This is a genomic window from Clostridium sp. AF37-5, from assembly GCF_003477605.1.
Classification (GTDB): Bacteria; Bacillota; Clostridia; order Lachnospirales; family Lachnospiraceae; genus Eubacterium_F.
In genome coordinates this window covers 211,553-224,220 of the sequence record NZ_QUDR01000001.1, presented here as the reverse complement: position 1 = coordinate 224,220, position 12,668 = coordinate 211,553, and the positions used below count along the sequence as shown (strand labels likewise).

The following is a 12,668-nucleotide window of genomic DNA, read 5'->3' as shown; positions in this document are numbered from 1 at the left end:
CCTCTCTATTCTTCCTCTGCGGAATCCTCTTCAAAAATATCCCGCATCATCTGAATAATGTCATCAAATAAAAATTTTTCATCGGTTCCTTGACGAAGGAATTCATTAACGGCATCAATTTTTTCTATCGCGAAGTCAATTTCCTTATTGGAACCGGGGCGGTAAGCACCGATATTTATCAAATCTTCTGCATCCCGGTAAACCGCCAGTATATTTTTCATCTTTCCGGCTAACTCCTTATGTTCTTTGGACGCCACAGCACTCATAACACGAGATATACTCGCCAAAACATCAATTGCAGGATAATGATTTCTCTGTGCCATGGAACGCGACAGAACAATATGTCCGTCCAAAATACCACGCGCCGTATCGGCAATCGGCTCGTTAAAATCATCACCATCAACCAAGACCGCATACAATCCTGTAATGGAACCTTTATCTGAATTTCCGGCACGCTCCAGCAATTTCGGCATTTCCGCATATACACTTGGCGGATACCCGCGCGAAACCGGTGGTTCTCCGGAAGCCAGTCCGATTTCTCTCTGTGCCATGGAAAAACGGGTCAGGTTATCCATCATAAGCAAAACATCTTTCCCCTGATCCCGGAAATATTCCGCAACCGCCGTCGCCGTCTTCGCCGCCTTATTACGAATCAAAGCCGGTTTATCCGAGGTTGCTACGACCACAACCGAGCGTTTCATACCTTCTTCGCCTAAATCCCGCTCAATAAATTCACGAACCTCACGTCCGCGCTCTCCAATCAGTGCAATCACATTAATATCTGCTTTCGTATTTCTCGCAAACATCCCCATCAGCGTGCTTTTCCCGACACCACTACCGGCAAAAATACCAATTCTCTGTCCCTTTCCAACAGTAATCAAGCCGTCTACCGCTTTTACACCAAGCGGCAGAACATCCGCTATCATCTCTCTGGTAAGCGGGTCAGGTGGCGTCGCTTCTACTGAATACCGCGGACAATTTTCCGATAACTCAAGTTCTGTCATCGGTTCTCCTACACCATTTAATGTGCAGCCAAGAAGTTCCTCGCCAACTGCAACCTGCAAAGGTGCTCCGGTATTTTCCACCCAGCTTCCAAGTCCGACACCTTCGACATCATCATATGGCATCAAAAGAACCCTGTCATCACGAAAGCCAACTACTTCCGCTTTTACGGGTTCTGTTCGGTTGTTTGAACGAATCAAACACAAATCATTCAATTTTGCACTTGGCCCGATGGACTCAATCGTAAGACCAACCACTTTAGCAACTTTTCCTAACTGACTGGTGTAACTTTTGTCCATGAGCACATTGTATTTTTCAAAATTAATGAGTGGCATAGTTCTACCTTCTTTGCGCGAGTACATATTTACACAAGCATGCGTAGTGTACGAACCATATTATCAAGCTGCGTCCGAAAACCGCAGTCAATCATCTGATTATCTGTCTCTATAATACAATCTCCTTCGGAAAGGCTTTTTTCTTCCTGCACCTCTATTGTACCGGTAATTCCAGCCTTTTCCATCAAAGCATCCTTTTCCCCTTCCACATACAAAAGGTCATCCGATGCTACACGGATAATATAGTGTTTTGCCGGTTCCATATCCGCAATTCCACTGCGAATCAAATGTAAAATAACATCTTTTCTGTCTGTCAAAATCACACCGGATAATTTACGAATCAGATTGCATAAAACATCAACATAGCGTCCTTCGGTTTCCGCTAACATCTGCTGATATTCCTGCTCTTTTTTTAACTGCTGACCGGAAAGTTCATCTTTCTGCGCCTGAATCTCCTCCTGCGCCTGCAAAAGACCTTCCTCATACCCTCTGGTAATTCCTTCCTGTCTGCCTTCTTCCAAAATCTGATTTTTCCGATTATTTGCCTGTTCGACAATCTCATTTGCCTGTTGTTTTGCCTCGGCAATAGCTGCCGCTGCCTCTTCTTCGGCTTTCTGTATTTTCTCTTCAATTACCTCATCGTAATTGGTTACCGGAAGTCCTTCCTGAAAAGATTCATCACCGGTCTCCTCCTGTGCTCTCTCTCTTTCTTCTTTAGCAACCTCCTCAAAGGTCTTCATTACCACTTTCTTTTTTGCATCAAGCGGCTGAAACTTCTCTTCCTCCGATTCATAACAAATCACTTTTGCTTCTTTCCCCTGCATATTCACATAGGGATATTTGATGAGATTAGACAATGATCTCGTCACCTCCACCACGGGAAATTACAATTTCAGCAGAATCCTCCAGTTTACGGATAATATTTACAATCTTCTGCTGAGCCTCTTCGACGTCTTTCAATCGAACCGGTCCCATGTATTCCATATCTTCTTTAATCATATCAACAAGTCTTGTGGACATGTTGTTAAAGATTACATTCTGTACCTCTTCGTTTGCATTCTTAAGTGCAACAGCAAGTTCGCTGTTCTCCACTTCTCTAAGCACACGCTGAATCGAGCGGTCGTCCAGCATAAGAATATCCTCGAACACAAACATCTTTTTTCGGATCTCGTCGGCGAGTTCCGGTTCCTCGATTTCCAAGTTTTCCATAATGTGTTTCTCGGTACCACGGTCTACTGTATTCAATACTTCGACCACCGAATCCACACCACCGACAATCGTGTAATCCTGACTGACAAGTGATGCCAGTTTCTGCTCTAATATATTTTCCACTTCTTTGATGACATCCGGTGAAGTACGATCCATCATCGCAATACGTTTTGCCACATCTGTCTGCTTATCCGGTGTAAGAGAACTGATAATGCCGGCCGCCTGCTGTGGGGACAAATACGACAAAATCAACGCAATCGTCTGCGGATGCTCGTCCTGAATAAAGTTCAAAATCTGAGAAGCTTCTGTCTTGCGGATAAACTCGAACGGACGAACCTGTAACGACGCCGTCAGCTTGCCAAGAACTTCCTGTGCTTTGCTCTCACCAAGAGCTTTCTGCAACAAGTCTTTTGCATATCCAATACCACCCTCGGCAATGTACTGCTGGGCAAGACATACCTCATAGAACTCATTCAAAACCTGTTCTTTTTGAGCCGGTGTCACACTTCTGGTATTGGCAATTTCCAGTGTGAGCTGTTCAATCTCATCTTCTTTTAAATGTTTAAATACGACAGCCGCCTTCTCCGGTCCTAACGTAATGAGGAGAATTGCCGCCTTCTGAATCCCATCCATTTCACTATAGGATGATGCTGAATTTCCTGCCATTACATCGCCCCCCAATCTTCATTAATCCAGTTACGCAAAAGCAAAGCTACCGCTTCCGGATTTTCGTCTACAAATTTTTCTATCATGATGCGGGTGTCGGATTTGTCTTCCAGTTCGATTTCTTCCAATGTCTGTGCATTATCCTGCGTTGTAGCGAGCAAATCTTCCACAGAAAGCTCCGGCTCCATCTCGGTAACCTCAACCGGTGAAGTACCTTTAATAATAACAAAGATTAACAAACCTGCAATCAAAACCGTGAGAATCACCATCAGGTAATTTGTTACATTATCTCCAAATGAACTTGCTTCTTTTGCCTCAAATACCGGTTTTTCCACTACACGAATCTGAATGTTATTTTCAGTAATACCGGTAGCGGCAGCCACAAGCTGCGGCAAATCGGTTGGCACCTGCTGTTCCGTCACATTACTGTTTGCATCCACATACTCATCAAATGTCATATTATCAAGAGCACCCTGTGACTCTAAAGTCTCTTCTTTCACCACACGGTAATGTGTCAGCACAATTGCAATAGAGGACTCATCCTTCTTTACTGCACCAATTTCATGTTCAATATTCTGAACGGTTTTATTCGGCAGATAGTCATATTTATTTAATATCGTTTCCGATGAACTATCTCCGTTATCGGTAATCATCGTGTCCGTAACATCACCATTCGAATCGGTTCCAGGCACGCCGCCGGAAGAGGAGGCTCCTGTTGATTTATACTCGTATGAACTGCCATACAAGCCCTGATCCTGTCCCTCATTTGTCGTATATGTAGTAACCAGTTCCGTTAATTTATTCATATCAAACACGATATTATTCTTAGAAACTTCAACATCGTCATAACCAGCTTTTGTCAAAAGGTCACGCACATATTTAGCAAAGTTATTTTTCAGTTTATCACGGTAATCTTCGGTACTGCTGATTGTTCCGCCAAGCCCGGCATCCTGCTGTCCGTTAAACAAAAGATTTCCTTTTGTGTCGGTAAGAACAATATGATCCGGTTTGGTGCTTCCTACTGCATTGGCAAGATAATAAGCAATCGCATCTGCAGTATCGCTGTCCATGGTTTTGTTGCCCGCCATTTTAAATGATACGCTCACCGAAGTATCCTGCTTGTCCGCATAAATCGTGCCATCATCTTTCGGGCGGTTGATATAAACAGTCGCATCTTCCACGCCATCAAAATTCAAAAGTCCTTTGCGAATCGATGACTGCAAAGCCAGTGTTGCTTTAGTCTGTTTTTCATCCGAAGATGTCGTCATGTCTGACTGAAGTGCTTTTTCCCATGTCATTTCATCATCCGTAATCTGATTTTCCCCCATCAGCAAAACGGCATCTGAATACTGTGACTGCTCCACCTTAAATGTTGTATTTCCGTTGTTATCCGATTCTTTTACATAATCAAGTCCAGCCCCCTGCAGTGCCGTATCAAACGTCGTAGCAGTTTCACCACTTAACGTAGCAACGTCGGTATACACCGGGCGGGTCATAAAATAAGCAAGCAAAACAATCGCAACCAAAATTGCGCATGCTACACAAATTATAATTGTTTTCTGTTTTGACGTATACTTATTCCAAAACTCAAGAATTTTGTCCTTGAGTGCAATCAATTGTTCCATCATTGTTTTCTATCGCTCCTCAACGCCTTTGTCAGTTAAATCTGCATATTCATAATCGAACGATATGCTTCTACTGCTGTGTTTTTTACTGCTACCGTATATTGCAGTGATACATTTGCTTTCTGCTGAGCAACCATCAAATCATGAAGACTGTCGCTCTGCCCCATTGCATACTTTACTTCTTCTACTTCTGCTGCATTGGAATAATCTTCCGTCTGTTGCACTAAATTCATCGCTGAATTTAACAGACTGTCAAAGCTTGCTGTGCCGCTTCCTTTTGATTTTTCCGTCTGTAAACTATTATCTGCGTATTTACTGATATTTTCAATGCCACTAATTGCAGACAAACTAGCAATATCCATTTAGGTTTCCTCCATTCACAATTAACTCTGTCCAATATCAAGTGCCTTAAGAGCCATCCCTTTTGTCGAATTCATTACCGTAACATTTGCTTCAAAAGCCCTTGTCGCATCAATCATATTTGTCATCTCGGTCACGGTATTTACATTCGGATACGTCACGTATCCATCTTCATCCGCATCCGGATGGGAAGGGTCATATACTTTACTTCCTTCGGAATTATCTTCCACTATTTTACTTGCCTTAACACCTTTTCCAATATTATGACGGTTTGCCATGCTAAGACTTTCACTAAAACTCGGATAACTTTTCTCCTCAAAAAGAACTGTCTTCCTCTTATATGGTTTGCCATCTTTTCCACGAGTCGTGTTTACATTGGCAATATTTTCCGAAATTGTATCCATTCGAAGCTGCTGCGCCGTCATACCGGTAGCGCTCACATCCAAAGCCCCAAATACTGACATAGTCATTCCTCCTTAATTGATTTATGAAGTCTTTAACGCTGATTTCATCCGTGAAAATTCCTGACTAATAGAATTCATCAACGTATAATACTTAATCTGGTTTTTTGCCAGTTCCACGTTTTCTGTCGATACATCTACGTTGTTTCCGTCACTCCGATAACTAAGCCCCGGCTGTTCATTATACACCGTTGCATTTAAATCATTCAAATCAAGATTTGCCACCGTCTCATCTAATGAATCTGTTCCTGCCACCGCATTCGACAAATATGTCTCAAACTGTACATCTTTTCTTTTGTAACCCGGCGTGTCTGCATTTGCGATATTATTTGCCAGCACATCATTTCTTGTCCAGCTCGCATCCGCTGCCTTATCTAACACATTGATGTAATTGTATGCATTGGATAAAACCATCGTAGCACTTCCTTTCTTATTTCTTTATTTCTAGAAAAACGCAAACGGCATTATGACTTCCCATCACAATTCCCTTTGCGTTTACGAATTCCATTTCTCACGATAATAACTGTTAAACTCGGTATAGACAATATCATTCAGAACCTTAATGTGCGTTCCTTTCACTCCGGATGACTTTGTCTTGATTAAGCCAGCGCTCTCTAATTTTCGCAAAGCATTGACAATAACAGTCCTTGTAATGCCAATTTTTCCGGCAAGCTTGCTCGTCACAAGGGTACCATCCTCTCCCCCCATTGCATGGAATACGTAACTGACCGCTTTCTGCTCAAGTGGCGTAAGCGTCGTCAAGGCAGAAGAGAAATTGCTCTTCTTATGCTGCTCAATATCTGATTCCTCTTGAATGGACCTCATAATTTCAAGCCCTACCACAGTCGTGCTATATTCACTTAAAATAATGTCCTCAATCGAAAATGCTTTCTGACACCGGCACAGAAACAACGTTCCCAGCCTCTCGCCACCAATACTAATCGGTGTAATCAGTGCCTCAACTCCCTGTCTTTCTTCTTTGGAAAAACCAAGAGTCTCCAGATTCACATTTTCTTTTGTTGACAGCACATTAAGGAAACGTTCATTTAACATCGTCTCGATATAACTGCCCCGTTTACTCTGAAAACTCGGAATCATCCCGTCATCATTCACATAAGTTCCCAACAACTTTCCCTTACTGCTGATTATGTACGCATTTGCTAAAAGCATCTGTCCCAGCACAAAACAAATATCCGCAAATGCCACCTTAGATGAATGTTTGTCGTTGAGGAGACGGTTTATTTTTCGAGTCTTATCCAATAATTGAATACTCATATTGCTTGTCCCCCATGGAACAATATTATCACAATTTCACCTTATTGACAAGCATTATGTCGTCTGTTTTTTATTTCTCTTTCTTTTCAATATAACCGCATGTGTTATCGGCACAGACTAACTTACTGCCTTTTTCCAACATCATGCCGCCACACTTTGGACAGCGTTCATTCGACGGCTTCTGCCAAGTCATCACATCACACTCCGGATTGTTCTCGCAGCCATAATAACGACGGCCTTTCTGGGTCTTTTTAATGACAATCTCGCCGCCGCATTTCGGGCACTTCACACCGATTTTTTCATAATATGGTTTGGTATTTCTGCACTCCGGAAATCCGGGGCACGCCAAAAACTTTCCGTGCGGTCCGTACTTAATTACCATATTGCGTCCACATAATTCACACACGACATCGGTTACTTCATCTTCTATTTTAATCTTTTCGAGTGCTTTTTCTGCATGTGAAACAGCCTTTTCCAAATCCGGATAGAAGTTTCTCACAATGGTCTTCCATTCCACATTACCCTCGGCAACACCATCTAGCAAAGCTTCCATCGTTGCTGTAAAGTTTACATCCACAATACTAGGAAATGCACTCACCATAATCTGATTTACAATATCTCCCAAATCTGACAAATACAAATTCTTCTGTTCCTTTGCCACATAGCGGCGTGAAATCAATGTTGAAATTGTTGGCGCATAGGTACTTGGGCGTCCAATTCCTAACTCTTCAAGAGTTTTTACTAAAGAAGCCTCGGTAAAATGCGCCGGCGGCTGCGTAAAATGCTGTTCCGGCAGTAATTCACTTAAAGACAGCACAGAATCCTTTGTTACTTTAGCAAGCACAGCATTTGGCTCTTCTTTATCATCATCCTGCTGGTACACCGACAAAAAGCCCGGAAACACAAGTTTGGAACCGGAACTTGCAAATTGATGTTTTCCTGCCATAATACGAACTGAAATCGTATCGTATTTTGCTGAGTGCATACGGCTTGCCACAAAGCGCTTCCAAATCAGCTGATACAAACGGAACTGGTCTCTCGTTAAAGATTCCTTTACCTGAACCGGTGTCAAATCCACATATGTCGGACGGATTGCTTCGTGCGCATCCTGAATCTTGCCCTTTGTTTTTGACACTGCTGCCTTTTCAATAATATTTTCTTCTCCATATGTTTCACGAATATAATCTTTACAAGCTAAATCCGCTTCTTCCGAGATACGGACCGAATCCGTACGCAGATACGTAATCAGACCAATCGTTCCATGTCCCTTTACCTGCACACCTTCATATAACTGCTGGGCAATCTGCATTGTCTTTCTCGTTGGAAAATTCAAGTGTTTTGCACACTCCTGCTGCAACGTAGACGTTGTAAAAGGAAGAGGTGGCTTCTTGGTGCGCTCACCCTTCTTAATACTGCTTACTTTAAAATCTTCTTTTTCAATTTCTTTGCGGATTTTTTCTGCCTCTTCACCGGAAGCAATTTCACATTTGCCCGGATTACCATAATATTTAGCCACCAATGGCTTTTTTACACCCGGCACTGACAATTTTGCTTCCATCGACCAGTATTCTTTCGGAATAAAGGCATCAATTTCACTTTCCCTGTCAGCAATCAGACGCAGTGTTACCGACTGCACACGGCCGGCACTCAAACCTCTTTTTACCTTCTGCCACAATAACGGGCTGATCGAATAACCAACCAAACGGTCCAAAACACGTCTTGCCTGCTGGGCATCCACTAAATCCATATCAATTTCCCGCGACTGCTTTAACGACTGGCGAACCGCATTTTTTGTAATTTCATTAAAGGTAATCCGGCTTGTTTTTTTCGGGTCTAACTTCAAAGCATGACATAAATGCCAGGAAATTGCCTCTCCCTCACGGTCGGGGTCAGTTGCGAGATAAATTTTATCTGCCTTCTTGACTTCTTTTCGCAGAGAAGCCAATAGCTCACCTTTTCCTCTGATTGTAATATATTTCGGCTCAAAATCATTTTCGAAATCAACACCCATCTGGCTCTTTGGCATATCTCTGACATGACCGTTGGATGCTACGACTTCGTAATTTTTCCCTAAAAACTTTTTAATCGTCTTCGACTTTGCCGGAGACTCTACAATAATAAGATTCTTTGCCATATTACCCTCCATTGCTAATGATAAATGCTCTCTATTTAATGAATCATATTCTTCCAAAAATTTTCACAAACTCTAGCATACACCATTTTAATCGGGCTTTCAAGCAATATTTATATTTTTTTCATAAAAAAATTTCTGCCGACCTCGATGACATATCCTTTTTTCTGAAGTACAATCATGCACTTTAATAACTGTGTCATTGGCAGAGATAACCCTGCTGAAATCTCATCCATATGCATCGTTTTTCCACCGAGAAAAGCAAGGATTTTCTGCTCTGTCTCATTCACATTCTGCGAGCCGTCAGACGTCTTAACTCCATAATAATCCAGTATATCATCCGGTGTCAAAACCGGCACTGCTCCCATACGAATCAGCCGGTTACAACCGACACTTAATTCATCTCCAATCCGTCCGGGGATAACAAATACATCTTTTCCCTGCTCAAGTGCCGCATCTGCTGTAATCAAAGATCCGCTCTTTTCTCTGGCTTCCACAACTAGGATTCCATCCGACAGACCGCTGATAATACGATTTCTCATAGGGAAAAAAACAGGCTTGGCACGAGCATACACCGGAAATTCTGAAATCACTCCTCCATGCCTTACAATACTTTCATACAAATTCTGATGACACGAAGGATAACACCGCATCACACCGGAACCTAAAACAGCATAAGTTTCACCCCCGGCTTCCAATGCCCCCTGGTGCCCCCATCCATCAATTCCAAGAGCCATCCCGCTAATCACAAAAACGCCTGCCGCAGCCAGACGATAACTAAACATCCGTGCCATATCCCGTCCGTACGGCGTACAATTTCTCGCCCCAACAACCGCTACAGAAAGTTTTGATGCATCCGGCAGTTTCCCTTTTACAAAAAGCCTCTTTGGCGGGGAATCAATGTGCTTTAGCCGCTCCGGATAAGATTCATGAAAATAGGAATAAAATGATATATGATTCTTCGCCAACAGCTCCCACTCATGCTGCCAGCCTTCCTGCTTATATGCTTTGGCAAAGTAATTCTTTTCACGTGGTTTCATCCACTCTGCTTTTTTAATATCCGTTTCAGAAAGAGAACGCGCCTTATCTATGCTTTTATACCGCTCAAAGAACCTCTGTACAAAAGGCAAACCAAGTCCGGAAAGGGAAGTCAGCCAAAACAGATATTTTTCTTCTTCCTTTGTCATATCGTCTCCACCCCCCAGTATTTGCGGTCCACACTGCGAAAACGAACTGCCTCGGTTATATGGCTTTCTAAAATCGTATCACTTTCCTCTAAATCCGCAATTGTCCTCGACACACGTACAATCCGGCAAAGCCGCCTCACGCTCATCTGTTCCTCGTGAAATAAGAATTCTAACAATTCTTTCTCCGCTGTACCCATGATACAGTATTTTTTCATTGCCTGTGGTGTCAACTCACTATTATAGGAAAAGTTTTCTTTTCGATAGCGTTTCTTTTGTATCCTGTGAGTCCTCTTCACCCTCTCTCTTATCTGCTTACTTGTCTCTCCTTTTTTCTCATACAGGGAAAATTCCGGCAGTCCTGTTTCTACACATAAATCCATCCGGTCTAACAACGGCTCACTGATTTTTGCTAAATAGCGCTTGATATCTGCTGTCGTGCATCGACATTTATCTCGGTTTGGATAATAACCGCACCGGCATGGGTTCATCGCCGCCACAAACGAGCAGTCCGATGGATACTCATAACTGCTCCCAACACGTGCAATTGTTACTTTCTGTTCTTCTAAAGGCTGTCTGAGCACCTCTAGCGCACTCCTTGAAAATTCCGGAAGTTCATCTAAAAACAGAATTCCTTTTGAAGCCAATGTAATCTCTCCCGGCATTGGAATTCTGCCGCCTCCGGTAAGTGCCGCTGCCGTCGTTGTATGGTGGGGAGCACGAAACGGCCGCTTTTTCAGTACAGACGCATGTTCTCCTAAAAGTCCGCACACACTGTACAATCTCGTCACTTCCACACTTTCTTCTAACGTCATCGGTGGCAGAATCGTTGGAAGTCTTTTCGCAAGCATCGTCTTCCCACTTCCCGGTGGTCCAATCATCAAAAGATTATGTCTTCCACTCACCGCAATTTCTGCCGCACGCTTCATCATTTCCTGTCCTTTAATATCAGAAAAATCAAGTCCTTCTTCCTGTGACTCATCCCACTTTTCAAAAGGAATATACACTTTCTTCAGGGAAATTTCTCCTCGTAAAAAACGCAGCGTTTCTGAAAGGCTTTCCACCCCATAAAGAGAAATTCCTTCTAATACGGCAGCTTCTTTTACATTTCCTTTTGGCACAAGAAACTGTCGAAGTCCCTGCTTCTTTCCTTCTAAAACCATAGCTAATACACCATTTACACTCTGTACGGAACCATCTAAACCAAGTTCCCCGATAAACATCGTATCTTTGATACATTCTTTGGATAAATGACCGAATGCGGTCAACAGACAAATTGCAATGGGAAGGTCAAATGTTGTGCCTTCCTTTCTTACATTCGCAGGCGACAGATTCACCGTAATGCGTTTTGCGGGAAAACGAATCCCCATCTGGCGCACAGCAATCCGCACGCGCTCTCTCGCCTCCTTCACGGCAGAGGCTAAAAATCCCACCATATCAAAAACGGGCAGACCATCACTGACATCTGCCTCAATGCGGATTACTCTGGCTTTTGTACCATAGACATCCGCGCCAAACGATTGACTAAACATAAATTCCTCCTAACCTGAGGAACGAACCAAGCACATTATAACACACAGGTCAGAAGGACGCAAGTCTTTTTTAATTCTTTTGCTGCTTTTCCAACAATTTTTTAATTTCATCCATAAAGGTATTTACATCCTTAAACTCGCGATATACTGAGGCAAAACGAACATAGGCAACCGGGTCTAACTGCTGAAGCTTGTCCATCAGAATTTCTCCGATTTTTTTGCTCTCAACTTCCTTTTCTCCGAGATTAAAAACTGCACTTTCCACAGAATCTACCAATTCATTAATCTGGTCAACCGAAATTGGACGCTTTATACATGAGCGGAATACACCGCGTTCAATTTTTGAACGGTCATACGGCTCTCTCATCCGGTCTTTCTTTATGATAACAAGAGGAATCGTCTCCAACTTCTCATAAGTTGTAAAACGCTTCCCACATTTTTCACACTGGCGACGGCGACGAATCGAATTATTGTCATCGGCCGGTCTTGAATCAATTACCTTCGTATTTTCTTCTGCACAAAATGGACATTTCATAGTCTTCTCTCCTTCTTTTCACTACTGTAAGTATATCGAATTTTTCACATGAAGTAAAGACTAGTTTCCACATTTGTTTGTAACGCGCTCCTTATTTACCTCCACAAGAATCAAATCTGTTCCGATTTTACAGATATGACATATTTCAATGACGTATTCTTCTTCTCTACCCAGCACACCAAAAAATTTGCATGGGCCCGGAATAATAATATGTGTAATTTTTCCGGTGCACAAATCAAACTCGACGTCTTCTACAAAACCAAGTCTCTCGCCATCACAAATATTAATAACTTCCTTCTCCCTCAAATCACAAATCCGCATAAAAATCTCCTTCTCTTTCTAAAATATTATAT

Annotated in this window: 13 protein-coding genes; all 13 read right to left on the bottom strand. The window is 42.6% G+C overall.

Annotated elements, in window-relative coordinates:
• Positions 1-5 precede the first annotated feature (5 nt).
• Positions 6-1,337, bottom strand: a complete 1,332-nt coding sequence (gene fliI, locus DW019_RS00965; RefSeq protein WP_118442193.1) for a flagellar protein export ATPase FliI — start codon at positions 1,335-1,337, stop codon at positions 6-8.
• Positions 1,338-1,366: 29 nt separating this feature from the next.
• Complete coding sequence (locus DW019_RS00960) at positions 1,367-2,194, bottom strand: FliH/SctL family protein (protein ID WP_117477721.1); 828 nt, start codon at positions 2,192-2,194, stop codon at positions 1,367-1,369.
• Positions 2,187-3,212, bottom strand: coding sequence for a flagellar motor switch protein FliG (gene fliG, locus DW019_RS00955; RefSeq protein ID WP_022378016.1), 1,026 nt, complete (start codon positions 3,210-3,212; stop codon positions 2,187-2,189). The genes DW019_RS00960 and fliG overlap by 8 nt, the downstream gene beginning before the upstream one ends.
• Positions 3,212-4,840, bottom strand: coding sequence for a flagellar M-ring protein FliF C-terminal domain-containing protein (locus tag DW019_RS00950; RefSeq protein ID WP_118442192.1), 1,629 nt, complete (start codon positions 4,838-4,840; stop codon positions 3,212-3,214). Before DW019_RS00950 ends, fliG begins: the two co-directional genes overlap by 1 nt.
• Positions 4,841-4,872: 32 nt before the next feature.
• On the bottom strand, positions 4,873-5,199 hold the full coding sequence (fliE, locus tag DW019_RS00945; RefSeq protein WP_117477718.1) for a flagellar hook-basal body complex protein FliE: 327 nt from the start codon (positions 5,197-5,199) through the stop codon (positions 4,873-4,875).
• 21 nt (positions 5,200-5,220) lie between these two features.
• The gene (gene flgC / locus DW019_RS00940; protein ID WP_022378019.1) at positions 5,221-5,661 is read right to left on the bottom strand and encodes a flagellar basal body rod protein FlgC; all 441 of its coding nucleotides are present in this window, start codon (positions 5,659-5,661) and stop codon (positions 5,221-5,223) included.
• Positions 5,662-5,682: 21 nt separating this feature from the next.
• The gene (gene flgB, locus DW019_RS00935; RefSeq protein WP_022378020.1) at positions 5,683-6,072 is read right to left on the bottom strand and encodes a flagellar basal body rod protein FlgB; all 390 of its coding nucleotides are present in this window, start codon (positions 6,070-6,072) and stop codon (positions 5,683-5,685) included.
• 81 nt (positions 6,073-6,153) lie between these two features.
• Positions 6,154-6,933: a GTP-sensing pleiotropic transcriptional regulator CodY gene (gene codY / locus DW019_RS00930; RefSeq protein ID WP_022378021.1), complete on the bottom strand. Its 780-nt coding sequence runs from the start codon at positions 6,931-6,933 to the stop codon at positions 6,154-6,156.
• A gap of 70 nt (positions 6,934-7,003) precedes the next feature.
• On the bottom strand, positions 7,004-9,067 hold the full coding sequence (topA, locus tag DW019_RS00925; RefSeq protein ID WP_022378022.1) for a type I DNA topoisomerase: 2,064 nt from the start codon (positions 9,065-9,067) through the stop codon (positions 7,004-7,006).
• Between the two features lie 110 nt (positions 9,068-9,177).
• On the bottom strand, positions 9,178-10,251 hold the full coding sequence (dprA, locus tag DW019_RS00920; protein ID WP_118442191.1) for a DNA-processing protein DprA: 1,074 nt from the start codon (positions 10,249-10,251) through the stop codon (positions 9,178-9,180).
• Entirely contained in the window at positions 10,248-11,780 is a 1,533-nt protein-coding gene (locus tag DW019_RS00915; RefSeq protein WP_117477715.1) for a YifB family Mg chelatase-like AAA ATPase, read from the bottom strand. The genes dprA and DW019_RS00915 overlap by 4 nt, the downstream gene beginning before the upstream one ends.
• A 70-nt stretch (positions 11,781-11,850) precedes the next feature.
• Positions 11,851-12,315 (bottom strand): transcriptional regulator NrdR, encoded by a 465-nt coding sequence (gene nrdR / locus DW019_RS00910; RefSeq protein ID WP_117477714.1) that lies wholly within the window; start codon positions 12,313-12,315, stop codon positions 11,851-11,853.
• Positions 12,316-12,375: 60 nt separating this feature from the next.
• Positions 12,376-12,636 (bottom strand): YlmC/YmxH family sporulation protein, encoded by a 261-nt coding sequence (locus tag DW019_RS00905; RefSeq protein ID WP_117477713.1) that lies wholly within the window; start codon positions 12,634-12,636, stop codon positions 12,376-12,378.
• Positions 12,637-12,668 lie beyond the last annotated feature (32 nt).

What these genes read in the sequence shown, in the direction of transcription:
- DW019_RS00950 (WP_118442192.1), bottom strand. Translation starts at nt 4,840, where the DNA reads ATGATGGAACAATTGATTGCACTCAAGGACAAAATTCTTGAGTTTTGG.
- DW019_RS00915 (WP_117477715.1), bottom strand. Translation starts at nt 11,780, where the DNA reads ATGTTTAGTCAATCGTTTGGCGCGGATGTCTATGGTACAAAAGCCAGA.
- flgB (WP_022378020.1), bottom strand. Translation starts at nt 6,072, where the DNA reads ATGGTTTTATCCAATGCATACAATTACATCAATGTGTTAGATAAGGCA.
- nrdR (WP_117477714.1), bottom strand. Translation starts at nt 12,315, where the DNA reads ATGAAATGTCCATTTTGTGCAGAAGAAAATACGAAGGTAATTGATTCA.
- flgC (WP_022378019.1), bottom strand. Translation starts at nt 5,661, where the DNA reads ATGTCAGTATTTGGGGCTTTGGATGTGAGCGCTACCGGTATGACGGCG.
- fliI (WP_118442193.1), bottom strand. Translation starts at nt 1,337, where the DNA reads ATGCCACTCATTAATTTTGAAAAATACAATGTGCTCATGGACAAAAGT.
- DW019_RS00905 (WP_117477713.1), bottom strand. Translation starts at nt 12,636, where the DNA reads ATGCGGATTTGTGATTTGAGGGAGAAGGAAGTTATTAATATTTGTGAT.
- fliG (WP_022378016.1), bottom strand. Translation starts at nt 3,212, where the DNA reads ATGGCAGGAAATTCAGCATCATCCTATAGTGAAATGGATGGGATTCAG.
- fliE (WP_117477718.1), bottom strand. Translation starts at nt 5,199, where the DNA reads ATGGATATTGCTAGTTTGTCTGCAATTAGTGGCATTGAAAATATCAGT.
- topA (WP_022378022.1), bottom strand. Translation starts at nt 9,067, where the DNA reads ATGGCAAAGAATCTTATTATTGTAGAGTCTCCGGCAAAGTCGAAGACG.
- dprA (WP_118442191.1), bottom strand. Translation starts at nt 10,251, where the DNA reads ATGACAAAGGAAGAAGAAAAATATCTGTTTTGGCTGACTTCCCTTTCC.
- codY (WP_022378021.1), bottom strand. Translation starts at nt 6,933, where the DNA reads ATGAGTATTCAATTATTGGATAAGACTCGAAAAATAAACCGTCTCCTC.